The sequence below is a fragment of the Nitrospirota bacterium genome (assembly GCA_016194305.1).
Classification (GTDB): domain Bacteria; phylum Nitrospirota; class Nitrospiria; order JACQBW01; family JACQBW01; genus JACQBW01.
In genome coordinates this window covers 87,390-111,625 of sequence record JACQBW010000025.1, presented here as the reverse complement: position 1 = coordinate 111,625, position 24,236 = coordinate 87,390, and the positions used below count along the sequence as shown (strand labels likewise).

The following is a 24,236-nucleotide window of genomic DNA, read 5'->3' as shown; positions in this document are numbered from 1 at the left end:
CTTGGAGGAAAATTCCTTCAAGGCTTATTTATTGTTTGGACTACCTCTAGAGACGGTAAGCAAACGATGTCGAAAAAAGATCTCCATCTTTCAGATCTGGAACAAAAGTACCGCATCCTTGTTGAAAACTCACCCGACGGCATCTGTATTCTGGACAGAAGCGCTACCATTCTCTATATCAACAGGGTCCTGCCCCAATTCCGAATCGAAGACATTATTGGAACGAATGCGTTACTCTATATATCTGAAGATCAGCGCGAAGAATACCTCGAATTACTCGATACTTTATTCGAAACCGGTGAACCGAATTCGATAGAGCTACACATGGTGGGACCTTCCCGATGGCTCAGTCGTCTCATTCCCCTGAAACATAACGGGAAGACAATTTCAGCGATGGTCATTTCGACCAATATTACCGAGCTGAGGAAAATGGAAGAGGAAGTTCAGAAAGTTGAAAAGCTTGAGTCGCTAGGTCTTTTGGCCGGAGGAATCGCCCATGATTTCAACAATATCTTGACCGCCATTTTAGGCAATATTTCCCTGGCAAAATCCTTTCTGGATTCAAAAGAGCAGCTTTTGACCCGCCTCAAAGAGGCGGAGAAAGCGTCTTTGCGCGCTTCAGAACTGGCCCAGCAGCTGCTCACTTTTTCAAAAGGGGGTGCTCCGGTCAAAAAGCTTGTTTCAGTAAAGAATTTCATAGAACATTCCGCTCACTTTGCTCTTTCGGGTTCCAATATTCAGTGTCAGTTTTATTTTCAGGAGGGGCTTTGGTCGGTAGAGGCGGATGAAGGCCAGCTAAGCCAGGTGATCCAAAATCTGGTTATTAATGCAAAGCAGGCAATGCCTTCAGGGGGAACGATCCGTTTAGAGGTTAGAAATTTAGCCGTTAAGGATGAGGGTCTCAGGGAAATTCATTTAAGAAACAGGGAATATGTATTGATCTCTATCCAGGATCAGGGAACAGGCATTTCAAAGGAAAATTTGTCGAAGATATTTGACCCTTACTTTACGACAAAAACAAAGGGAAGCGGTCTGGGTCTTTCGGTCAGCCATTCTATTATCCGAAGACATCAGGGAGCAATCACCGTGGAATCAAATCCCGGGTCCGGGAGTACATTTGTCATCTACCTTCCGGCACTGGCCGGCCTGCAAATTCATCCCGAAAAACCGGAAATGGACGGGATGGTCCGGGGACGGGGGAAAGTTCTGGTTATGGATGACGAAGTCTCGGTCTTGGATTTGGTGGAGGAGACACTGAGTCATCTCGGATATGAAGTGGAAACGGCCAAAAGCGGCGTGGAGGCCGTTGGACGGTACAAGATGGCACTGGGGACTGGAAATCCGTTTGATCTCGTGATTACGGACCTGACTGTGCCGGGTGATATTGGCGGCATGGAAACGCTTCGAAGACTCAAAGAAATCAATCCCCAGGTCAAAGTCATTGTTTCAAGCGGCTATTCGAACGATCCGGCCATGGCCGACTTTGGAAAATTTGGATTTTCTGATTGCCTCCAGAAACCCTATCGGGCATTCCAGATCGGCCAGGTGGTCAAGAAAGTATTAAAGGCTTAGCCATATAGGCGATTCTTAAAATGAGATTGGTATAAATGCCTGCCAATGCATCGTCAAGCATGATTCCCCAGCCAGAATCGAACGTCTGAAGAGAACGAATCCGTAACGGCTTTCGAATGTCAAAAAACCGGAAGAGGATAAAAGCCGTCAGGAGACTCTTCCAGTTGAAAGGGATTAGATATAGCGCGATCCATATCCCGACGATTTCGTCGATAACGACCACAGAGGGATCTTTCGATCCGAGCTCTTTTTCAAGTCGGGACGCAGAAACGAGGCCGATGCCGAAAAACATGACGATCAGACCGGCCTGGTAGACGATACCTAAAAAATGAATCGGATAGAAAAGCAAGGTGCCGGCAAGCGTGGCAACGGTGCCCGGTATTTTTGGAAAATAGCCTGTATATCCTCCTGTCGCAATAAAACGGTGGATTTGCTTCAACTTTTTTCTCCAGAGTCAGACTCAGGACCGGTTTCTCAATCTATTTCTTTAATCTATCAAAGTATTGTTTGCGGAATTTTGAAACCTTGGGTTCGATGACGGCCACGCAATAAGGCTGGTCTGAATTTCTCTGGAAGTATTTTTGGTGATACGCTTCAGCAGGGTAAAAATGCTCGAGCGGGACGACTTCCGTGACGATCGGGGTGTTCCAGATCTTTTTCGATTCGAATTCCATGATGATTTCTTCAGAAATCGTTTTTTCTTCCGGATCTCCATAAAAAATAACAGATCGATATTGTGGTCCGACATCTCCGCCCTGACGGTTTAAAGTTGTCGGATTATGAATGACAAAGAATATGCGGAGAAGATCCTGAAAGGAGATGACAAGGGAATTATATTGGATCTGAATCACTTCCGCGTGTCCGCTTCTGCCGCTGCAGACCTGTTGATAGGATGGGTTCGCAAGTAGTCCTCCCGCATATCCCGAAATCACGTTTTCCACCCCTTTCAGATCGGAAAAGACGGCTTCGAGACACCAAAAACAACCTCCACCCAGGGTTGCCGTTTTCATCCGTGTATCCACTCGTCAGGAGTCTTTGCTTTGATCGAAAGAGCATGGATCTCAGACTTCATCAGCTCCTGAAGAGTCTCAAAGACAAGGCGATTGCGATTCATCAAATTCACCCCCTCAAATTGAGGCGATACGATAATCATCTGAAAATGGCCTCCTCCTCCTGCTGAGGCATGACCGGCGTGCTTCCACGACTCATCTTCAATTTCGACATGAGTTGCAAGCAATTTTTCTCTCACAATCGACTCGATCTTCTCCTGGGTCTGCCGGGTGCGGTGGCTCATCTCCCTTGCTTCCTATGCCTCATCGGATCACTGCCGTAACGCTAGGGTAAATCTTCAAAATGTCCGCCGGAGGTGGCCGGATTATCCTGAAAGATAGGTGAGCCGTGATGATGTATCATCAGCCATTGGCTCTCTTTTAATTCAAAGAGATTGGTAGCCAGAACCTGACTTTTGATCCACCGTTCTCCATCCCTGCTTTCCAGATTTTCAAAACAAATGACCCATCCAACAGGTCCCAGAATATGCGCCTTAATATCCGAAATGGTAAAATGGAGAGACCGGGTATGATTAAATATCATGACCCAGCTGTCGCGCACCTTCTTCCATCCTGAACAGGGCGCCCAACCCGGGTGAATGCACTGGACATACTCTTCGTGTGACCAGAGTTTTTCAAATTCCTTGATATCCAGCGACTCAAATATCCGATAAAACATTTCGTTGGCTTTCATCAACTGTTCCAAGGGGCTGAGAGACATATTAAACTCCTGGTCAAAGCAGAATGGGTCGGGCGAAAGAGCCCGTCAAGAAGAGACGGCAGTCAATTTTGATTTCAGATAACGGGTGATACCTTCGGCTGCTTCTCGCCCTTCTGCAATCGCCCAAACGATAAGAGAGGCGCCCCGGACCGAATCTCCAGCGGCAAAAATGCCAGTCTCACTCGTCATAAAATGATCATTGACTGCAATATTTCCTTTTGAATTGAGTTTAAGATTCCATTCTTGAATAAGCCCTTCATGAACAGGATGAACAAATCCCATCGCCAATAAAACGAGATCGACTTCCAGTTCTTCTTCAGAATCTGGAATCTCAACCAGGCGTGAAAGCCCGTTTTGATCAGTTCTGGATTCGACTTTAACAGTTTTCATTTTTTTTATGATTCCATTTTCACCGGAAAACGACTGGGTCAGGATGTTCCACTTCCGGTCGCAGCCTTCTTCATGTGCGTGGGAGGATCTTAAGGTCAGGGGCCAATAGGGCCAGGGAGTCGAAGGAGAACGGTTTTCAGGAGGCCGAGAAAGAATTTCAAATTGTTGTACCGATTTGGCTCCCTGACGGGTTGCGGTACCGACACAGTCAGAGCCGGTATCCCCTCCTCCGATTACGACGACTCGTTTTCCCTTTGCAAAAAGGGATGGATCGGGATGGATTTTGTCTCCTGCAATGATCTTATTCGCCTGGGTTAGGTAATCCATGGCAAAGACAACCCCGTGAAGATTTCTTCCGGGAAGTGAGAAGTCTCTCGGCTTCGTGGCTCCGATCGCAACGCATATTGCATCGTACTCTTCCTTGAGCCTGGAAAGCGAAATTGTTTTTCCAATTTCGGTCTGGGTGATGAATTGGACCCCTTCCTCTTTCATCTGTTCGAGACGGAGATCCAGAACCTTTTTTTCCATTTTAAAATCGGGAATGCCGTACCGGAGCAGCCCTCCGATTCGATCCGATTTCTCATAGACGGTGACCTGGTATCCTTCACGGCGGAGTTGCTGAGCAGCAGCCAACCCGGCCGGTCCTGATCCAACAACTGCCACCTTTTGCTTTAATTCCGACCTGGGCCGTACAGGGATGACCCAACCTTCACTAAAACCCCGGTCAATGATCGACTGCTCGATATTTCTAATCGAAACAGGTTGATCAATGATTCCGAGTACGCAGGCTGATTCGCAGGGGGCAGGACAAAGTCTGCCTGTAAATTCAGGAAAATTATTCGTCAGGTGAAGACGTTGGAGCGCATCTTTCCATCGTTCCTGATAGATCAGGTCATTCCAGTCGGGAATCAGATTGTGAACGGGACAGCCCGAATCGCTTTGACAGAACGGAACGCCGCAATCCATGCATCGCGACGCCTGGAGCTTCAGCTTTTCGTCTGAAAAGGCTTCATAAAACTCGTGAAAATCCTTTACCCTCTCAGGGACGGGCCGACGTTTTGGTCCTTCCCGATGGATTTTTAAAAAGCCTTTCGGATCACCCATTGACTGGTGTTTCCTTTTGCGGGGAGTGTATCGAGGCCTGTCTTTGTTCCAGAATCCTTCGATATTCTACAGAAATGACTTTGACAAATTTGGCGAGACTGGGTTCCCATTCTTTCAGAATTCTCAATGCCTTGCTGCTCTGAGTGAGTCGGGCATGTTTTTCGATCAGGCTCTTAAGAAGGTTCTGATCTTCTTTCTGGGTGACTGCTTCGAGTTCAACCATACTGAGGTTGCAGCGCCGCTCGAAATCCCTCCCTTCGTTGAAGACGTAGGCAATTCCCCCGCTCATCCCGGCGGCAAAATTTCTTCCCGTCCTTCCCAGCACGACGACGGTTCCGCCGGTCATATATTCGCATCCATGATCTCCAACGCCTTCGACAACCGACGACGCACCGCTATTTCTCACTGCAAATCGTTCGCCCGCCAATCCATAAATATAGAGCTCGCCCCCGGTTGCTCCATAGAGAAGCGTGTTGCCGACGATAATCGTCTCTTCCGGATTAAATATAGAGCCCTTTGGCGGAAAGACAATGATTTGTCCTCCGGACATCCCTTTTCCAAGATAATCATTCGATTCTCCTTCGAGAGTTAATGAAAGCCCGTCTACGCAGAAAGCGCCAAAGCTCTGTCCTGCGCTCCCTTCAAAATGAAATTTGATGGTATCCGGAGGGAGTCCCTTGGCGCCGAATTTTCGGGTGATTTCTCCGGAAAGCATCGCGCCGACAGTGCGGTGGACATTTCGAATGGGGAGTTTTTCGCTCACCGGTTTTTGATGGTCAAGCGCCGGTCTGGCCAGTTGGATCAAGGTGTGATCCAGTGCCTGATCAAGACCATGATCCTGGGACTCAACGCAATGGATCGGAACGTCAGGCGAGACCTTTGGCATATAGAGTATTTTTTCCAAATTAATTCCCTTGGCTTTCCAGTTATCGATTGCCTTTCTCGGCTCGATCTTGTCGGCCCTTCCGACCATTTCGTCGAATTTTCGAAATCCGAGTTGAGCCATATACTGCCTGACTTCTTCGGCGACGAAAAAGAAATAATTGATGAGGTGTTCCGGCTGGCCTGTGAATTTTTTTCGAAGCAGGGGGTCTTGTGTCGCAATTCCGACCGGACAGGTGTTCAAGTGACATTTTCGCATCATGATACACCCTTCGACGATGAGAGGAGCGGTTGCAAATCCAAATTCTTCCGCTCCCAGCAGGGCCGCAATCACGACATCTCTTCCCGTTTTCAACTGTCCGTCTGTCTGAATTCTAACCCGGCTTCGGAGGTGATTGAGAACCAGAGTCTGCTGAGTTTCCGCAAGTCCAAGTTCCCAGGGTGCGCCGGCATGTTTTATTGAAGAGAGCGGAGAAGCCCCGGTCCCACCCGAGTCTCCGCTGATTAAAATCATATCCGCATGGGCTTTTGCGACGCCTGCGGCAACGGTCCCGACACCCACTTCTGAAACCAATTTGACGGTTATCTTGGCGCGCGAATTGACATTTTTCAAATCATAAATCAGTTGCGCAAGATCTTCGATCGAATAAATGTCATGGTGAGGCGGTGGAGAAATCAAGGTGACGCCCGGGATCGAATGACGAGTTTTTGCAATCACTTCATCGACTTTGTGCCCGGGGAGCTGCCCCCCTTCACCCGGTTTTGCTCCTTGAGCCATTTTAATCTGAAGCTCTTTCGCATGGATAAGGTAGTTTGTGGTCACACCGAACCGGGCTGATGCAACTTGTTTGATGGCACTGTTCTTCTCGGTGTCAAATCGTTCCTCATCCTCACCGCCCTCTCCGGTATTGCTTTTACCGCCAAGACGATTCATGGCGATAGCAAGGGTTTCATGTGCTTCTTTGCTGATCGATCCGTATGACATGGCACCCGTGGCAAACCGCCTGACGATTTCACTGGCAGGTTCGACCTCTTCCAGGGGAATCTGTTTTTGTTCTGTTTTAAGTTCCATCAATCCCCTGAGCGTCATGGCATGGTGACGCTCTTCATTGGCCAGCCTGCTGAACTCATGGAAGGTATTGGCATTGTTTGTTCGCGTTGCTTCCTGGAGTTTAACGATGGTTTCAGGGTTCCAGGAATGCTGTTCTCCTTGCAAACGATAATGGTAATTGCCTCCCATGTCGAGCGCGTCATTAATCGAAGAATAATCAAAATAGGCTGCGGCATGCTTGGTCAAGGTCTCTTTGGCAATTTCTGTCAGGCCAATTCCTTCAATTCGGGATGGCGTACCTGTAAAATAACGGTCAATGAGAGCGGTATTGAGTCCGATCGCCTCGAAGATCTGGGCACCACAGTAACTCTGGACGGTAGAGATTCCCATTTTTGAAAAGATTTTCAGGAGTCCCTTGTTGATGGCCTTGATGAACTTTCCTTCTGCCGTTGCAGCGTCAACCGCCTCGGGAAAAAGGCCTGATCGAGCCATATCCGTCAGGGTTTCAAAAGCCAGGTAGGGATTAACTGTTCCGGCGCCATATCCCATCAAGAGGGCAAAATGATGGACCTCCCGAGCTTCGCCGGTTTCAACGATGAGGCCAACCTCTGCACGAAGACTCTCCTCAATGAGATGGTGATGGACCGTTGAAATAGCCAAAAGTGAAGGAATCGGCGCCCACTCCGGGTTGACACCCCGATCGCTTAGAATGATAAAATTGTAACCTGATTTAATCGCCTGGGTCGATTGGAGGCAAAGTTGTTCAAGAGCCTTCTCAAGCCCGTCGGGTCCGCTGGAGACCGGGAAAACAATCTTTAATGTTTTGGACTTGAAATGTCCGTCCGCGATCGATCTGATTTTTTCAAGATCGGAATTGGTCAAGATCGGTTGTCCCACTTTGATTCTTCTGCAATGCTCCGGAGTCTCTCCAAGCAGGTTTGGTTTGGGTCCGATGTTGGTTGCAAGGGACATCACCAACTGCTCGCGAATCGGGTCGATGGGAGGGTTTGTAACCTGCGCAAAAAGCTGCTTAAAATAGTGAAAGAGAAGTTGCGGACGTTCGGAAAGGACCGCCAGAGGTGTATCGGTTCCCATGGAGCCGATCGCTTCTTCTCCGTTAATCGCCATCGGAGCTAGAAGAAGCTTCAAATCTTCAAACGTATATCCAAAAACTTTCTGCCGCTTCTTGATGCTGTCCGGATCTGGCTGGTAAACATTGATCGGCTCGGGAAGCTCGTCAATGGAAATCCGATTGGCAGCGACCCATTGCCTGTACGGTTTTCTTTTTACGATATCGGCTTTAATTTCTTCATCTTCGATAATTCTCCCTTGCGCAGTGTCGACCAGAAACATTTTCCCGGGCTGAAGCCGTCCTTTGGTCAAAATTTCTTCCGGCTTAAAAGAAAGGACGCCGGTTTCCGACGCTAAAATCGCACAATGGTCTGTCGTGACAAGATACCGGGCGGGGCGCAGCCCATTACGATCCAGAGTCGCTCCAATCAAGGTGCCATCTGTAAAGGCCATGGCAGCGGGTCCGTCCCATGGCTCCATCATCGAGGCGTGATATTCATAAAATCCTCTCCGGTCTAGATCCATATCCGGATTTCCAACCCAGGCTTCGGGTATCAGCATCATCATCGCATGAGGAAGGGAACGCCCTCCCATAAGAAGAAACTCCAAGACATTGTCAAAGCAGGCAGAATCACTCTGTCCTTCCCGTATGATGGGGAAAAGCTTGTTAATATCGTCTCCAAAGGCCTCGGAAGAGAGGCGTCCCTGACGCGCTTTCATCCAGTTGATATTTCCCTTCAGCGTATTAATTTCGCCATTGTGGCAGACATATCGATAGGGATGGGCCAACGACCATGCGGGAAAAGTATTGGTACTGAATCGCGAATGAACCAGAATCAGCGCGCTGGAAAACTGAGGGTCGTTCAAGTCCCGGTAAAAGAGGGGGATCTGTTCCGGAGTGAGCAGTCCTTTGTAACAGATCGTTCTGGAGGAAAGGCTGGAGATATAAAAATCCTCTTTGACCCAGCTTAAGATCTGATTTTCAACCTGTTTCCGGATAATATAAAGCTTGCGTTCGAATTTTTCCCTGACCATTCCAGGATTGGCTATGAAAAACTGTCGAATGACAGGCGCGCTCTCTCGTGCCAGAGCTCCTATTTTATCCAACAAGACGGGCACGTCTCTCCAGCCCATGAAGGGTAGAGTTTCTTCCTTGCTGATCTCTTCAATGATCTTTTCGCACTGGGATCTTTCGGAGTCGGAAGTGGGGAGAAAGACCATTCCGATACCATATTCGCCTGGATCGGGAAGATCGATCAATTTCTCTTGCATCATTTTTTTAAAAAAGAGATGGGGAATTTGAATCAGAAGTCCTGCGCCGTCCCCCGTGTCAGGGTCTGAGCCCACGGCGCCGCGATGAGATAAATTTTTAAGGATTTCAAGGCCTTTTAGAACAATATCGTGGGAAGGTATTCCCTTTATATTAACAGCAAGGCCGATGCCGCACGAGTCTTTCTCATGGATTGGGTCATAAAGCCCCTGGGCAACAGGGAGACGACGAGAATGCCGATGATTTTCAGTCATGGAATACTTTCATAATCAGGGTAAGGGTGATTTATTAAGAATTCAGTCTGAAAAGAATTTAACTCATTAGATATGATTATTATAGAAGATCTCTTGAAATGAAATCAAATAATTTTTCTATTTCTTGCTTGTATTTTCCCCGCCTTCTTGTTAAATTTATTAAATACCCTCTTCATGCCAAAGAGGTCGATTGACACGGGTCCTTCCGGGGGTCCATATTTTCATTGATATTTTAAGGAGGGTCTAAAGATGCCAAAGATTGCAGTTGCGACGGATGATGGAAGTAATTTGGGTGAAACGCTCGACAGTCCAATGGCTTTTATTGTTTACGATGTGACCGATAAAGAAATTTTGAGCGCCCAAATCAAGTTTTTTGACGAAAATGTCATGGAAGTGATCAATGACTGTACTGTAGCCATCGCCCGAGGGTGCAGCGATCAGTTGAAGGAGACCCTGGATTCCAAAGGGATTTCTACGGTTATTTCTCAACATGCCATGCCTGATTCGGCGATTGCTGATTTCTTGAAAATTGATAAGAGCTCAATCGGCGGTTCAAATTATGAGTGCAAACATTAAAGAGATGAACTCGAGTTTGAGTTACGATAATCCCCGGAACATATTGTTTCTAGGGGATTTTTTTTGTTAGTCAAAAAAATTGATTAAGAGTCCTAAAAGAGAGAATATAAAAAGGCCTACACCTATTTTAAGTTCCAGTCTTGAAACCGTATCGATGTGATTTTCCTTGATAGGTGTGGAAAGCGGGAGCTGATTCATGGTATCCTTCACACTAATTTAGATAGTTTCGATTAAAACCTACGACATAGCAGTTGACTTATTAACAATTAAGTCTACCACGGAATCACAGGCTGTCAAGTCAGGCTTAATGTTTATGTTTAATTACTTTAAAGTTAATGTAATATTAATTATTGGTGCTTTTACCTTTCTTGGAACGGTTGCCCTGGCAACGGTTTCTGTTGCAGAGCCGATTCCGCTCTCCATTGAAGATTTGACGTATATTTTTTCGACCTATTTCCCAAAAGTGGAAGGCTCTCTGATTCAAACGGATGGAGAGCGTGGAAAGATTAATTTGGGTCGGAAAAATGGGTTGGTGAAAGGAATTGTTTTGGAAATAATTCGTCCGGGCGAGCCTTTTTTTCATCCCTCAACACACGAAGAAATGGGGAGATTTGAAGAAAGAATTGGTTGGGTAGAAGTCGATAAGGTCGAAGAGGAGCAAAGTGCCGGAAATGTCCGATTTTCCTCCAAGAAGCCTCAGTCAGGCGATCTGGTTAGAATCAGTTCTGCCAGAATTCCGGTTCGGGTAACCGGGGTGATGGACAAAAAGAATGGCGTCATTCTCGATGAATTCTCCAAGTTATTGGTTTTGACCGACCGATTCCTGAATCTTTCGCATTCCAATTCCGATCATGATTTGTTACCGTCAGAAGAAGGAATGAATCCGGTCTATGAATTTAATGTCCATTCACTGTCAGATCAAACCGTGCAAGTCGATTTGGTCAATCTCCCCTTTAGACATACCATTGACCAATTAACAGCCGCGTCCAACGGCAATGTCCCATAGGAGTTAGAATGGTAATGCTTCCAGATCCGGCTGAATTAGATTCCTTTTCAGATCATGCATTAATTGATCTGGTTCGGCAAAGAACAATGCCGAGGCATGTCGCGATCATCATGGATGGAAACGGCAGATGGGCCAAAGAAAAGGGATTGACCCGAATTTTAGGTCACCGCGAAGGAATTCATTCCGTTAGAGAAGTTATAACCTTATGCAGGGAATTGGGAATAGAAGTATTGACGATTTACGCGTTTTCGGTGGAGAACTGGAAAAGGCCGGAACTGGAGATCAAGACCTTAATGAAGCTTCTGGAAGAGTACTTGAAAAAGGAGCTTCAAACCATGATGGAAAACGACATCTGTTTCAGAGCCATAGGCCGGATCGAGAAACTCCCTTCTTCAGTCATTCATTCGATTCGACATGTCGAAGAGGAGACCGCAAAGAATAAGACGATGGTTTTGAATATCGCGCTAAACTACGGCGGCAGAAGCGAAATTATAGATGCGATACAGAAATTTATCGAGGATGTTCATAAAGGGAAAAAGTTGTTTAAAGATTTAAATGAAGATGAATTCTCGGAATACCTTTATACCCAGGGAAACATCGATCCCGATTTGATGATCCGGACAAGCGGTGAAGAGCGAATCAGCAATTTCCTTCTCTGGCAGCTCGCCTATACCGAACTTTATTTCTCAAAGACGCTCTGGCCCGATTTCAGGAGAAAGGATCTCTTATTGGCGATACTCGATTTTCAAAGAAGAGAACGGAGGTTTGGAAAGATCGCTCCTGAAATTCCGCAGGAATCCAGTCAGGTTAAACGATGATCGCGCCTCTTCCGCAGCGAATCTGCCTGTAGCAAGATGAAACGACTGGGCGTGGCGCTTCTTTTCTTCCCTTTATTTTACTTCCTTGTCGCCTTCCAAAACCCAATTTATTTTTTCTTCTTTGTGGTGCTGGTTTCTTCGCTCGGACTCTACGAATTTTATGCACTTTACTTCAAAGAAAAGAGATATTCCGTCCTGATTGCCGGAGAACTCTTGTCCCTGATCATGCTTGGCGGATTTTATCTTCAAGGGATCGATTTAAAAGGTCTGGAAAAATTAAGTAATCCCTTTTTTCTCTCACTGATCGTTTCGGCACTCTTCCTGATCTTTTTAACCGTTCACCTTAAGATGGATCGGCGTTCATACTTTCTTTCCGTCTCCGTGATGGGGATGGGAATGATATATGTCACATGGTTTCTGGGTCATTTGATTCTCATCCGCCTCCTTGAAAAGGGTCCGGAATGGATTTTCCTCCTGGCCATGGTTACCTGGGGAACCGATTCGGGGGCGCTTTTTACCGGAAAATTGTTCGGAAGGAGAAAGCTGGCTCCTGCGATCAGCCCGAACAAAACGATAGAAGGTGCGATTGGAGGGATACTGTTTGGTGTCGGAATGGCCCTTTTGGCCAGGGCGTGGTTTGTCCCTTTTTTTTCGCTAAAGGAGATCGTCATCCTGGCAATTCTCATGAGCGTCGCCGGTCAAACCGGAGATCTGGTCGAGTCGATGTTCAAGCGGGACAATCAGGTGAAAGATTCAAGCAACCTTCTCCCGGGTCACGGCGGAATCCTCGATAAGATCGATAGTTTTATCTTCACCACCCCACTCCTATTTTACTATCTCATTTACTTTTTACCATTGTAAAATCTGAATTTCATAGACTCTGCTCCGGGCGATAAGGTATCATAAAAAAATGAAAAATATTATTCTTCTCGGTTCTACCGGTTCGATTGGTGAGAGCACGCTCGATATTGTTTCGAGGTTTCCCGAGAGATTTAAGATCATCGCGATGGCGGCCGGGTACAATCTCGATCTGTTTGAAAAACAGATTCGGAGATTTTCTCCCAGTACTGTGTCCGTTGCCGATGCGAAGAGCGCTAAAATCCTGAAAGAGCGCTGTTTCGATCTCAAGCTCGATATCCTCGAAGGTGAAAAAGGACTTCTTCAGGTCGCAACGTCTGCCGATGGAGAGTTGGTCGTATCCGCCATTGTTGGAGCCCGGGGTCTTCTACCCACCCTTGCGGCAATCCGAGCGGGCAAAGATATCGCTCTTGCCAACAAAGAGAGCATGGTCACTGCTGGGGAACTGGTCTGCCAGGAAGCGCAAAAAACCGGCGTTCGAATTCTTCCGGTGGACAGCGAACACAGCGCAGTTTTTCAGGCGCTGTCCGGAAATCAAAGGAAAAATGTCAGAAAGATAATCTTGACCGCTTCGGGAGGCCCCTTCCTGAATCTGTCCCGAAAAGAGAAAGAAAGCGTGACCCCCGAGGCTGCCGTGAAGCATCCTAAGTGGTTAATGGGAAAGAAGATTTCGATTGATTCCTCAACCTTGATGAATAAAGGACTCGAAGTCATTGAAGCAAAATGGTTATTCGACTTAAAAGTGGAGGAGATTGAAGTTGTGATTCATCCACAAAGTATCGTCCATTCTATGGTAGAATATATAGATGGATCAGTGATTGCCCAGATGGGGGTGCCGGATATGAGGGGACCAATCTCTTATGCACTGGGGTATCCGGAGCGGCTCCCTTTGAATCTTCAGCCGCTTAATTTGACCTCATCGGAATCTTTAACATTTTCAGTTCCAAATCATCAGGATTTCCCCTGTCTCGCGTTTGGTTATGATGCGCTTTTCGCGGGCGGGACAATGCCTGCCGTATTAAATGCAGCAAATGAGGAGGCAGTTTCTGCCTTTCTCAGTCACAAGATCCGTTTTCTGGAAATTGAGGAAGTAATAAAAAAAACCATGGATGCCCATCATTCGGGGTCGATCAAGACACTGGATGATGTGCTTTATGCGGATGGCTGGGCAAGAAAAGAAGCAGCCCGGCTCATTGATATGCTTCAGGGGAAGAAATAGTAATGCAACTGGTTTAGCCAGCGCGTAACGCGGGGTTCGGGGCATCGGAGGACGCAAAGCGCCGCACGGGCCCTGAATTGAAAATGAAAGAAGGAGTGGATATGTTTTATACGATTATCTCATTTATTATCGTGCTCGGTATTCTGGTGGTCATCCATGAGTGGGGCCATTTTTATATTGCCAGAAGGAATGGCGTCAGGATCTTAAAATTTTCAGTCGGATTCGGACCGAGGCTATTTAGCAAGAAAGTGGGCGATACGGAATATGTCCTCTCGGCGATTCCTTTGGGTGGCTACGTCAAAATGGCCGGAGAAAATCCGGATGAAATACAGAAAGCGCCCGATGAATTTGCTTCTAAAACAGTCTGGCAGAGGGCGCAAATCGTATTTGCGGGTCCATTTATGAATCTGGTTCTGGCATTTGCTTTGATGCCGATTGTTTTCCTGATCGGAACAGAGGTTCCCGCCTATCTTGATCAGACTCCTCGCGTCGGCTGGGTCGAAGAGAATTCTCCTGCCCAAAAGGCAGGAATATTGCCGGGTGATACGATTCAGAGCGTCAATCAGAGAAATACCGATACCTGGGAAAGAGCTCTGACGCAGGTGGGCGCTAATCCCAATCATCTTCTGGAAATCGTTCTTCTGCGAAATGGAGAAACGAAAACCGTTCAAATGACCAGCGGCTCTGACGAAAAAAGCGGCGTAGGACTGGCGGGGTGGTATCCGGAAATTTCCGCTACAATTGGCCAAATGAGAAAAGGGTATCCGGCCGCGAAAGCAGGTTTGGAAGAGGGGGATCGAATTGTTTCAGTGAATGGAAGTCCGATCACGCATTGGAATCAGATGTCGTCTATCATCAAGAAGAATGAAGGGAAAGAGATTCAGTTGACGGTAGATCGCAACGGCACCTTATTGAACAAATCACTCATTCCAGCCAAAGATGACGCCACCGGGCAGATTGTTATCGGCGTGTCCATGGGTCAGAAAACGGTTTTTAAGCGATACGGCGTGATCGAATCGATCAAAAAAGGATTTACAAAGACCTGGGAATTAACCCGGTTAACCTTTGATGTTTTAAAACAGATGCTCACTTTGAGTCTATCGCTCAAATCTCTGGGCGGTCCGATTATGATTGCCCAGTTGGCGGGCCAGGCGGCTCATTCCGGTATGGGTGATTTGATCAGTCTGATGGCTTTCTTGAGTCTTCAGCTGGCTATTATGAATCTCCTGCCAATTCCGGTACTCGACGGCGGCTGGCTCGTATTTCTGGGAATTGAGGCGATACAGGGAAAACCTCTGAATCAGAAAGGGATGCAGATTGCGCAGACCATCGGGTTTGCGGCACTTATGACACTATTCGTCGTGGTTTCCTACAACGACATTCTCCGATATATCAGATAAATGGTTCGACCGCGAAGAAAAACAAGAGAGATTCAGGTCGGAAACGTCAAAATCGGCGGGAAGGCTCCGGTATCCGTACAGTCGATGACCACTACGAATACCAACGATGTGAAAGCCACTATTTTCCAGATTAAACAGCTGGAGGCGGCGGGATGTGAAATCATCCGTGTGGCTGTGCCTGATCAATCATCCGCAAAAGCGCTTTCCCAAATCAAAAGTCAGATCACAATCCCATTGATTGCGGATATTCATTTCGACTATCAGCTCGGATTAATTGCGATCGAAGAAGGGGTCGATTGTATCCGCCTGAACCCTGGAAATATCGGGGAAAGAAGAAAGCTGGAAAAGGTCGTACTGGCCGCCAAGCAGAAAGAAATTCCAATCCGAGTCGGAATCAACGCGGGATCCCTTGAAAGAGATCTCCTTGAAAAATACGGTTATCCCACCGCAGAAGCGATGGTGGAATCGGCCGTCCGCGCGCTCAATGTATTGGAAGCAATGGAGTTTTATAACACCAAAGTTTCATTAAAAGCATCTCATGTCTCTCTGGCTGTGGAGGCGTACCGTCTCTTCTCCTCAAAGTCAGACTATCCGCTTCACCTCGGGGTGACTGAAGCGGGAACCCTTTTTACCGGTTCAATCAAATCCGCGATCGGCCTCGGGCTTCTCTTATCAGAAGGGATCGGAGATACCATCCGGGTTTCGCTTGCGGCGGATCCGGTGGAAGAAGTCCGTGCAGGATTTGAAATACTAAAAGCTCTGGAGCTTCGCCACCGTGGAATTAACGTCATTGCCTGTCCGACCTGTGGAAGACTTGAGATCGATGTGATTAAGCTCGCTAATGATGTCGAGAAGAGATTGGGTGAAATTAAAGTTCCATTGAACATTTCAATTCTCGGATGTGTCGTGAACGGAATTGGAGAGGGAATGGAAGCGGATGTTGGAATTGCGGGAGGGCGAGATTCCGGAATTCTATTCAAAAAGGGAGAAATCGTCCGCAAGGTGAATGCCAATGAAATTTACGACGTACTAATCGAAGAAGCGATCTCCGTTGCTCGCGAAAAGGAAGAAGTACAGCGAGACGGAAAAAGCCTGGATCGTCTCTAATGCCCGGTTATTTTACCCGCCTTTTAATTCCCACCTTAAGAAATATTCCTTCTGACGCCGAAGTGATTAGCCATCAATTAATGCTCCGTGCGGGAATGATCCGAAAAGTATCCGCCGGTATTTACAATTACCTTCCGATGGGACTACGAGTAATCCGAAAAGTGGAGGCCATTGTCCGGGAAGAGATGAATCGTTCCGGAGGACAGGAACTTTTGATGCCGGCTGTGTTGCCGGCAGAACTTTGGAAAGAGACGCAACGATGGGATTTCTACGGTAAAGAATTGTTGAGATTTAAGGATCGCCATGACCGGGAGTTCTGTTTTGGCCCGACCCATGAGGAAGTCATTACTGATCTGGCTCGAAAAGAGATCAGATCGTATCGCGCTCTACCCCAGATTTTCTACCAGATTCAGACAAAATTCAGGGATGAAATTCGACCCCGTTTCGGCCTGATGCGTGGACGGGAATTTATCATGAAAGATGCCTATAGTTTTGATGAGTCATTGGAAGCGGCGCAAAAAACCTATGAGATTATGTTTGACACCTATACGCGAATTTTCAGTCGTTGCGGACTCAATTTCAGGGCTGTTGAGGCGGATACCGGTGCTATTGGCGGCTCCTCATCCCATGAGTTTTCAGTTTTGGCCGATAGCGGCGAAGATGGCCTTGCTATCTGCGAGCAATGTCAGTACGCGGCAAATATCGAACAAGCCGAAGCCAGACCGATGATTCAAAAAAAGTCGGAAGAAAGAAATGCAAAATCGATAGAAAAGGTGACCACTCCGGGAAAAAAAACGGTTGCTGACGTCGCAGATTATTTAAAAGTTTCCCTTCAAAGAATTATTAAAACGTTGATTTATCTGGCTGATCAGAAACCTCTGGTTGTTCTCGTCAGAGGAGATTTTGAATTGAACGAAGTCAAATTAAAGAAGGTTTTGAATGTTCAGGAGCTGGTCTTGGCATCCGCCAAGGTAGTGGAAGAGATCACAAAGGCACCGTCAGGTTTCGCGGGACCGGTCGGCCTCTCGCACCTGAAAATGGTGGCCGACGATTCAGTGCAGGAGATTGAAGATGGTGTTGCGGGAGGAAATGAGAAAGATATGCACCTTCTGCATGTCAAACCGGGACGAGACTTTCAAGTCGAAAAGTATCAAAGCCTGAGGAAGGTCGTAGAAGGGGATCTCTGCCCAAGATGCGATGGCGGTACCCTTCGACTGACCCGTGGGATAGAAGTCGGACACGTTTTTATGCTTGGGACAAAATATAGCGAATTGATGTCGGCAAGATACCTGAATCAGGAAGGAAAAGAAGAACCGTTTGTCATGGGTTGTTTCGGAATCGGCATAGGTCGGACAGCCGCCGCTTCTATCGAACAGAATCATGATGAAAAAGGGATCATCTGGCCGAGCCAGATTGCCCCGTTTCATGTCGTTGTTCTTCCTCTCAATCAGAAATCCATCCAAGTAGTGGAAACCGCGGAAAAATTAAGCTTGGAACTGGAAAATAAGGGTTTCGAAGTCCTGATCGACGACAGGCCGGAACGTCCAGGTGTGAAATTTAATGATGCCGATTTGATCGGAATCCCGTTTCAGGTGATTGTCGGTGAAAAAAGCCTGGCCGAAGGTGCCGTCGAAGTAAAGGTCCGAAAGACCGGTGAGACCCAAAAAGTTCCGCTCGGACAAATCCTCGCGTTCCTGTCAGAACGACAACCTTCATAAAAATTACCTCTTACTCGTTGGATTCTGCAAGAAAAGCTCCGAGCCGATCGAGTCGTTTTTCCCAGATCAGACGCCTTTCCTTGATCCATTGTTCAACAATCTTGAATCCGCTGGGTTCCATTCGGCAATGCCGAACCCTTCCAATCTTTTCAGTCCGGATAAGCCCGCCTTTCTCAAGTATCTGCAAATGCTGAACAACTGCGGCCAGTGTAATAGAGAGAGGCTTTGCCAATTGAGATGCGGGTAGGGGACCTTCACTGAGTTTCTCAACAATCGCCCGACGGGTTGGGTCACCGAGGGCGTGAAATACGCGATACACCTTATTTGGATAATTCAGCATGGCTTCCTTCCGGCTTCACAGGATGATGGCGTTCGATAACGAATGTGTTTTGGGCGACTGTTTGTTGATTCATGATGGCCTTTCTCTCGATAGTTAGATTGAATAAATGGAATCTACCTGATAACCCGGTAATTTGAATGACTAGTCGCGAATGGCCAATGGGGTTCGCCTTCTTCAAACATTCTCTTTCCCATGATATTCGAACCGACCCGGTTCATCATCGCCTGGACCATCCGATTGTCAATTCCCCCGGCTTCGCCACCCGGGAGCCTGTGAGTTTCAGGAAACTCTTCTGTTTGAACAGCCATTCATGGATTTTCATTCCGTCATTTCCCAATGGATTCTTCGGTCCACCATCAGGACCTGCCACGAAGCCATCCAAAGAAATTCCCGCTTCAAAATAGACCCTTTGCATGGATTTCTCCCGTATTAAAACGGTAATTTATTAGTTTAGTCATACCTTCAGTATAAGCCATGACGAATTTTAATATCAAGTATCTACTTAAGTAAGGTCAATGCCACTCTTGCAAAACTGTTCCCGGGATTATGGGCGATAAGACCAAATATTCATGTCTTTTACTTCGATCAAGAAGCTGATTATGAAAACCTTGACAAGAAGTGTCGATTCAATCAAGATTGGCAGATGGAATTTAATTTCAAACCGATCGGATTCATTCGCACGTCATTTAAAAGCTCCGCATCGATTCCCAAAACTTTTGGGGTCGCACCTTCAGCAGAGGGCATCGTAGAAATTCTCCCTGAGTACGTAGAAGGCCTCCTTCAAATCGAATCTTTCTCACACCTTATTTTAATATTTGCCTTTCATGAAAGCAGGGAAAAGCCACTTAGAGTTATTCCACCCACCCAGGAGAAGGAGAGAGGTGTTTTTGCAAGCCGTTCGCCCCATCGGCCCAACGCGATCGGAATCTTGACGGTAGGCCTGGTGAGACGTGAAAAGAACAAGCTCTTTGTGGAAGGGGTCGACCTTCTTGACGGTACCCCGCTGCTCGATATCAAACCATATTTATTGCATTTTGATTGCCGGCCCATGGCCACAGCAGGCGTCTGAAACACATGCGGGAATGAATGGGCATAAGAGAATCGATTCAGACCGACGGAAATGCAACAGGGCTTGTTGAATTAATTTTAAGTGATAGATAAGAGAAACTTTATAAAGAATTGATTTAGCTTACGAAAAAATGGAATGGAGCTGAGGGGGATCGAACCCCTGACCTTCAGACTGCCAGTCTGACGCGCTCCCAACTGCGCTACAGCCCCGCTTGGATTCAAGATTTTTTTATGGTACCATTCACCCCATTTAATGTCAATTCGATTTTAAAATTCAGGACATTCATATGATTGGAACGCCATTTTCAGGCAATGCTAAACGCCTCCTGCTGCTGGGCGCGGGCGAATTGGGAAAAGAGATAGCCATAGAGGCGCAGAGATTCGGGGTTGAGGTGATTGCGGTGGATCGTTATGCCAATGCGCCCGCCATGCAGATTGCCCATCGTTCTCACGTGATCGACATGTTAAACCGGAATGAACTTTCGAAAGTTATCGAACTTGAGAATCCGGATTTTGTCGTTCCGGAAATCGAAGCGATTGCGACAGATTACCTTCTGGAAATCGAGACGGCGTTTACAATAATTCCCACGGCCAGGGCAGCCCGGTTGACGATGGATCGGGAGGGAATAAGAAAATTAGCTGCGGAAGAATTGAAACTTCCGACTAGCCGGTTCACATTTATCGATGAAGAAAAAGAATTGGTGTCTGCGGCCGATACGATTGGGTACCCCTGTGTTATGAAGCCGGTCATGTCTTCATCCGGCAAGGGTCAATCGGTGATCAAGAACCGGAACGAACTCCATAGCGCATGGGAGTATGCCATGGCCGGTGCAAGGGCCAAAAACAAAAAAGTGATCCTGGAATCTTTCATTCCTTTTGATTACGAGATTACCCTTCTCACCGTGCGGGGAGTCAATGGAACAGTGTTTTGTTCCCCCATCGGACATATCCAGATAGACGGGGACTACCGCCAATCCTGGCAACCGCACCCCATGTCTCCGACTCTATTGACGAAATGCCGGGAAATTGCGAAGGTGATCACAGATCATCTCGGAGGGCGCGGTATTTTCGGCGTCGAACTCTTTGTTCAGGGCGGTCAGGTCTATTTTTCCGAAGTTTCACCCAGGCCGCACGACACGGGTCTCGTTACGCTGGTGACCCAGGATCTCTCCGAATTTGCCCTTCATGTCCGGGCGATTCTTGGATTTCCTGTATTTGAACCTCAATTAAGAACGCCGGGCGGATCCGCGGTTATTCTGGCGGATGAAGCGGGCGTGGCTCCACAATTTGAAATTGACGAGGCGATGAAAGGGAAGAATACACAGATTCGGCTCTTTGGAAAGCCGGATTGCAAGAAGAACCGGAGAATGGGCGTCATACTAGTCTCCGACTCCGATCCGATGAAAGCGGCAAAAATGGCCAAAGAGAAAGCGTCGATGGTCAAGATTCATTTCGGAGTGTAATAATACTTGACATTGAAGATCGCGTTGCAGTATGTTAGTGACAGTTAATGTCTGATTGGTACGATTTTAAGTGATTTTTTTGAATTTCAGGAAATTTATTATAGGTTAAAATAAGACCCCGGAGGATGTTTCTCTGTGGTCTTTTTTTTTCTCAAATCAGGAACGATCGGATTTTAGGAAAAATTTTCAAATTAAAGGAGGTGAGTTACAAATGGCAAAAGGAACAGTGAAGTGGTTTAACGCCAGCAAAGGTTATGGTTTCCTTTCTCAGGAAAACGGAGAAGATGTTTTTGTTCATTTCTCGGCAATTAAAGGAGATGGATACAAGACATTGAATGAGGGAGAAGCGGTTGAATTTGAAGTGACGAATGGAGCAAAAGGACCCCAGGCATCTTCTGTTGTGAAGATATAATCTTATTTAAAGTTGATTAAATTTTATTATAGATGACACAAATAAAAGCCGTTGTTCTCAAAAAACAACGGCTTTTTTATTTTTGTGAAACAGCCGGAAGATACGGCAAAGGCCTGACTGAGTTTTAAGGTGTTGTAGGAGGATTGGTCATCGAAATATGGGAAAACGGAGTTCCGCCATTCGACATAGAGAACGGAGCTCCTCCGGATATCTGCTGTGTCTCGGGTTTTTTTTGTATCACAAAAGGGATGGAATAAAGAAGCGTTCCATCCTGAGCGGTAATATCGACACGCCATTTCCCGGTCCAATTGGGTTTGAGAATGAGGCCACTAACCGATTTGATCTGATCCTCTTTGAGAGGAACTTTCGCGTCTAGGATGATCCGGTCCCTCAGAAACCAGAGATGTTTAAGATAGGTTTCCCCTGCGGGCCTTGTGGTCTTTGCGATGGCATACACCTTTCCTGCGTCATTAAACAGTACCGGGAGATTTTCTTTTTGGCTTGACGGCTCAGGTCGATACGAATCCGAGGAGATGTAGCCTTCCAAAACTTTTACCTCAGAAACGACATTTTTCTCAAGGCCATCTTCTCCATAAGCATTTGAAATAATTGATAACTGAACTCCAATTGTCAGGCTCACGAGGGCTATTCCCATCGCTAATATTTTTTCCAACATGGCATGCTCCTTTTCAATTAAGGGTAGCTCAAATTTGCGCTCTGTCAAGTCCTTCCTCATTGCCAGCTACGGGCGTATCTGATATAGTTTAGCCGTCTATTTTGGAATGAAAATGCCTCAATATCGCTACCATATTTTTAGCTGTATCAATGAACGGGCTGAGAATGATCCAAGAGGTTCCTGTTCGGCCAGGGGAGCAAAGGAGCTCCAGGAACTTTTTAAGAAAGAGGTTCACGAACGGGGACTCAAAAAAGTAGTCAGAGCTAATAAGGCAGGTTGCCTTGACCTCTGCGCAAAAGGGCCCGTAGTCGTGATATATCCCGAAGGGATCTGGTATACCATTCAAACAAAAGAAGATGTGCTCGAAATTGTGGAGAGACATTTAGAGAACGGGGAGGTGGTCCAACGTCTGGTGATCAAAGAATAGCCAAGGGAAAACTTCTCTTTCAAAATACGCTGGATCAATATCTTCAATTGCCGGGAGCCGGTCTCAATACCGCTCCTTTTCTTTTTTCTCATCCCGAAAAGAGCCGGATTGCGCTTTTACTGATACATGGCCTTGCCGCTTCGCCCTGGGAAGTTCTTGAAATTGGAAAAAGGGCATTTGAAAAAGGAGCCACGGTTTACGGAGTCCGGTTAGCAGGACACGGGACCACATTGGAAGATTTGGCGGAAAAGAAATATCAGAACTGGGTCGAATCGGCGGTCGAAGGAATTCACCTCGTCAGCCACTTCTCGGATCATGTCATTCTGACAGGAGAATCTCTGGGTGGATTAATCGCGCTCTGCCTTGCTGAAAAGAAATACGGTGCCGGCGTCATCTCATTGGCCGCCCCTCTTCACTTAAATTCAAGCAATCGCGTACTGATATCTCTTTTAAAGCACTTTAAGAAATTTCTGGGTCGTTCTCTTCCGGCCGCAATTCAACCTTATTATTCTCCAAAACACTCCTTGCATGCACTGGAAGAAATGATTGCGCTGGCCAAAGTTGTTGATGCCGGATTAAAGGAGATTTGCCAGCCTATACTTATCCTGCAATCAGAAAATGACGTTCGGGTCCATCCGAGGAGCGGGCGAGCCATTTATGAACGAGTCGGGTCTCATCTCAAGAAATTGATCAGTTATGAGAAAAGTTTGAAAGTGCCTCATGTGATGACGACGCTTGAAAACCCTCTTTTGGATCGGGTATGGAGCGAAATAGACCTCTTTTTATCAGGAATTTTTCCCCAACAGTCTCTCTAAGGCGGCCTTTCCGAAAAAGAGAAATCCCCTCATGGCCTCCGGCGGGTGTCCAGCCACACAGACAATCGGTGTTTTTCCGACGACGCCGTTAACCATCGGCTTTCCGGAGCGCATCGGAACACCATTAATCAAAGTCCCCGGCTTTCCTAGAGAATTGATCAGGTCCGCGACAAAGTCTTTTCCTCCCACAGCAGTACCTCCTGAAATTAGAATCATATCAGTAGTTTTCAGCACTTTTTTCAACTCCTTCTTAAAGAAATTGAAATCATCTTTAATGATTCCCTTTAATACCGGAATTCCCCCAAACTCCTCCACTGCGGCGGCAAGCGCGAAAGAATTGCAGTCCCAGATCATTCCGGGCTTGAACTTATGAGAAGGAGGGATAACTTCGTTTCCGGAAGAAAAGATTGCCACACGAGGTTTTTGCAAAACCTGTGCTTTAAGAATCCCAACCGAAGCCAGTAGGCCAATATCCGACGGGGTCAGGCTTTTTCCTTTTGGCAAAAGAGTCGCTCCCTTCTTTAAATCGCACCCCTGAGCTTCAATATTTTCTCCCCGTTTGAAGGCTCTTTTTATAAAGAATTTTCCATTTCTCGGTTCATAGTCAAAAGAACGGATCACTGCATAATCTCCCGGAGGAATGAAACTCCCTGTTGTGACGGCCATTCCGGAACCGGCCGGGACCGATTTTATTTTTGCGGTGCCAAGCGGAATTTCTCCCTTGGAAATGAACCCGACAGGATTATCAGTGGTCGCATTTTCAGTCTCTTTCGTCTGTATCAGATAACCTTCAATAATGGATCGGGAATAGGGAGGAGAATCGATCGGAGATTTGATTTCTTTTGCCAGCACGCGATGGAGCAGTCTGGAAAGTGGGAGAAGCTCCTTCTTTAAATTCCCTTCAGGAAATTCAGGCAGGAATCTCGACAAAGCAGCTTGAATAGGATCATCAGACTGTGCATTCATTGT

Annotated in this window: 24 protein-coding genes and 1 tRNA gene; 14 read left to right on the top strand and 11 right to left on the bottom strand. The window is 46.8% G+C overall.

The features are described from left to right. Positions 1 to 66: 66 nt before the first annotated feature. Positions 67 to 1,572 carry a response regulator gene (locus HY200_08835; protein ID MBI3595049.1) on the top strand — a complete coding sequence of 502 codons (1,506 nt, stop codon included), beginning with the start codon at positions 67 to 69 and terminating at the stop codon, positions 1,570 to 1,572. Here HY200_08835 and HY200_08830 read toward each other — a convergent pair. The 6 genes from HY200_08830 to gltB are packed head-to-tail and all read right to left on the bottom strand — an operon-like array spanning position 1,550 to position 9,364. Further along, positions 1,550 to 2,011 (bottom strand): phosphatidylglycerophosphatase A, encoded by a 462-nt coding sequence (locus HY200_08830; GenBank protein ID MBI3595048.1) that lies wholly within the window; start codon positions 2,009 to 2,011, stop codon positions 1,550 to 1,552. The genes HY200_08835 and HY200_08830 overlap by 23 nt on opposite strands. A gap of 40 nt (positions 2,012 to 2,051) precedes the next feature. Then, positions 2,052 to 2,582 (bottom strand): peptide-methionine (S)-S-oxide reductase MsrA, encoded by a 531-nt coding sequence (gene msrA, locus HY200_08825; protein ID MBI3595047.1) that lies wholly within the window; start codon positions 2,580 to 2,582, stop codon positions 2,052 to 2,054. Then, positions 2,579 to 2,866: a BolA family transcriptional regulator gene (locus HY200_08820; protein ID MBI3595046.1), complete on the bottom strand. Its 288-nt coding sequence runs from the start codon at positions 2,864 to 2,866 to the stop codon at positions 2,579 to 2,581. Before HY200_08820 ends, msrA begins: the two co-directional genes overlap by 4 nt. 41 nt (positions 2,867 to 2,907) lie before the next feature. Then, positions 2,908 to 3,342 carry a nuclear transport factor 2 family protein gene (locus HY200_08815; GenBank protein MBI3595045.1) on the bottom strand — a complete coding sequence of 145 codons (435 nt, stop codon included), beginning with the start codon at positions 3,340 to 3,342 and terminating at the stop codon, positions 2,908 to 2,910. Positions 3,343 to 3,387: 45 nt separating this feature from the next. Then, positions 3,388 to 4,836: a glutamate synthase subunit beta gene (locus tag HY200_08810; protein MBI3595044.1), complete on the bottom strand. Its 1,449-nt coding sequence runs from the start codon at positions 4,834 to 4,836 to the stop codon at positions 3,388 to 3,390. Beyond that, on the bottom strand, positions 4,829 to 9,364 hold the full coding sequence (gene gltB, locus HY200_08805; protein MBI3595043.1) for a glutamate synthase large subunit: 4,536 nt from the start codon (positions 9,362 to 9,364) through the stop codon (positions 4,829 to 4,831). Before gltB ends, HY200_08810 begins: the two co-directional genes overlap by 8 nt. A gap of 249 nt (positions 9,365 to 9,613) precedes the next feature. Here gltB and HY200_08800 point away from each other — a divergent pair, with 249 nt between their 5' ends. The 8 genes from HY200_08800 to HY200_08765 all read left to right on the top strand — a co-directional run bounded on the left by HY200_08800 (position 9,614) and on the right by HY200_08765 (position 18,066). Next, positions 9,614 to 9,940 carry a hypothetical protein gene (locus HY200_08800; GenBank protein ID MBI3595042.1) on the top strand — a complete coding sequence of 109 codons (327 nt, stop codon included), beginning with the start codon at positions 9,614 to 9,616 and terminating at the stop codon, positions 9,938 to 9,940. 313 nt (positions 9,941 to 10,253) lie between these two features. After that, the gene (locus HY200_08795; protein ID MBI3595041.1) at positions 10,254 to 10,946 is read left to right on the top strand and encodes a hypothetical protein; all 693 of its coding nucleotides are present in this window, start codon (positions 10,254 to 10,256) and stop codon (positions 10,944 to 10,946) included. 14 nt (positions 10,947 to 10,960) lie between these two features. After that, a complete protein-coding gene (locus HY200_08790) occupies positions 10,961 to 11,764 on the top strand; it encodes an isoprenyl transferase (GenBank protein MBI3595040.1) in 804 nt (267 codons plus the stop codon). Between the two features lie 36 nt (positions 11,765 to 11,800). Continuing rightward, a complete protein-coding gene (locus HY200_08785; protein MBI3595039.1) occupies positions 11,801 to 12,625 on the top strand; it encodes a phosphatidate cytidylyltransferase in 825 nt (274 codons plus the stop codon). 49 nt (positions 12,626 to 12,674) lie between these two features. Then, positions 12,675 to 13,841 (top strand): 1-deoxy-D-xylulose-5-phosphate reductoisomerase, encoded by a 1,167-nt coding sequence (locus HY200_08780; protein MBI3595038.1) that lies wholly within the window; start codon positions 12,675 to 12,677, stop codon positions 13,839 to 13,841. An 83-nt stretch (positions 13,842 to 13,924) separates the two neighbouring features. After that, positions 13,925 to 15,241, top strand: a complete 1,317-nt coding sequence (rseP, locus tag HY200_08775; protein ID MBI3595037.1) for an RIP metalloprotease RseP — start codon at positions 13,925 to 13,927, stop codon at positions 15,239 to 15,241. Further along, positions 15,242 to 16,348, top strand: coding sequence for a flavodoxin-dependent (E)-4-hydroxy-3-methylbut-2-enyl-diphosphate synthase (gene ispG / locus HY200_08770; GenBank protein MBI3595036.1), 1,107 nt, complete (start codon positions 15,242 to 15,244; stop codon positions 16,346 to 16,348). Continuing rightward, on the top strand, positions 16,348 to 18,066 hold the full coding sequence (locus HY200_08765) for a proline--tRNA ligase (GenBank protein MBI3595035.1): 1,719 nt from the start codon (positions 16,348 to 16,350) through the stop codon (positions 18,064 to 18,066). Before ispG ends, HY200_08765 begins: the two co-directional genes overlap by 1 nt. A 10-nt stretch (positions 18,067 to 18,076) precedes the next feature. On the opposite strand, the gene HY200_08760 is transcribed toward HY200_08765, so the two are convergent. Beyond that, positions 18,077 to 18,406, bottom strand: a complete 330-nt coding sequence (locus HY200_08760) for a helix-turn-helix transcriptional regulator (protein ID MBI3595034.1) — start codon at positions 18,404 to 18,406, stop codon at positions 18,077 to 18,079. A 113-nt stretch (positions 18,407 to 18,519) separates the two neighbouring features. Further along, entirely contained in the window at positions 18,520 to 18,714 is a 195-nt protein-coding gene (locus tag HY200_08755; GenBank protein ID MBI3595033.1) for a hypothetical protein, read from the bottom strand. A 335-nt stretch (positions 18,715 to 19,049) separates the two neighbouring features. Here HY200_08755 and tsaA point away from each other — a divergent pair, with 335 nt between their 5' ends. Then, complete coding sequence (gene tsaA / locus HY200_08750) at positions 19,050 to 19,475, top strand: tRNA (N6-threonylcarbamoyladenosine(37)-N6)-methyltransferase TrmO (protein MBI3595032.1); 426 nt, start codon at positions 19,050 to 19,052, stop codon at positions 19,473 to 19,475. A 136-nt stretch (positions 19,476 to 19,611) separates the two neighbouring features. Here tsaA and HY200_08745 read toward each other — a convergent pair. Beyond that, a tRNA-Ala gene (locus tag HY200_08745) sits at positions 19,612 to 19,684 on the bottom strand. A gap of 77 nt (positions 19,685 to 19,761) precedes the next feature. Between HY200_08745 and purT the strand changes: the two genes are divergently transcribed. Both purT and HY200_08735 read left to right on the top strand, forming a co-directional pair. Beyond that, on the top strand, positions 19,762 to 20,937 hold the full coding sequence (gene purT, locus HY200_08740) for a formate-dependent phosphoribosylglycinamide formyltransferase (protein ID MBI3595031.1): 1,176 nt from the start codon (positions 19,762 to 19,764) through the stop codon (positions 20,935 to 20,937). A 211-nt stretch (positions 20,938 to 21,148) separates the two neighbouring features. Then, a complete protein-coding gene (locus HY200_08735) occupies positions 21,149 to 21,349 on the top strand; it encodes a cold-shock protein (protein ID MBI3595030.1) in 201 nt (66 codons plus the stop codon). Positions 21,350 to 21,473: 124 nt separating this feature from the next. Here the strand turns inward: HY200_08735 and HY200_08730 are convergent, their stop codons facing one another. Further along, positions 21,474 to 22,073: a DUF2914 domain-containing protein gene (locus HY200_08730; GenBank protein MBI3595029.1), complete on the bottom strand. Its 600-nt coding sequence runs from the start codon at positions 22,071 to 22,073 to the stop codon at positions 21,474 to 21,476. A gap of 64 nt (positions 22,074 to 22,137) precedes the next feature. Here HY200_08730 and HY200_08725 point away from each other — a divergent pair, with 64 nt between their 5' ends. Next, positions 22,138 to 22,452, top strand: a complete 315-nt coding sequence (locus HY200_08725) for a (2Fe-2S) ferredoxin domain-containing protein (protein ID MBI3595028.1) — start codon at positions 22,138 to 22,140, stop codon at positions 22,450 to 22,452. A gap of 47 nt (positions 22,453 to 22,499) precedes the next feature. Beyond that, positions 22,500 to 23,267, top strand: coding sequence for an alpha/beta fold hydrolase (locus HY200_08720; protein ID MBI3595027.1), 768 nt, complete (start codon positions 22,500 to 22,502; stop codon positions 23,265 to 23,267). Here HY200_08720 and HY200_08715 read toward each other — a convergent pair. Next, the gene (locus tag HY200_08715; GenBank protein ID MBI3595026.1) at positions 23,238 to 24,233 is read right to left on the bottom strand and encodes a molybdopterin molybdotransferase MoeA; all 996 of its coding nucleotides are present in this window, start codon (positions 24,231 to 24,233) and stop codon (positions 23,238 to 23,240) included. The two genes, HY200_08720 and HY200_08715, sit on opposite strands and share 30 nt — an antisense overlap. Between the last annotated feature and the right edge of the window lie 3 nt (positions 24,234 to 24,236).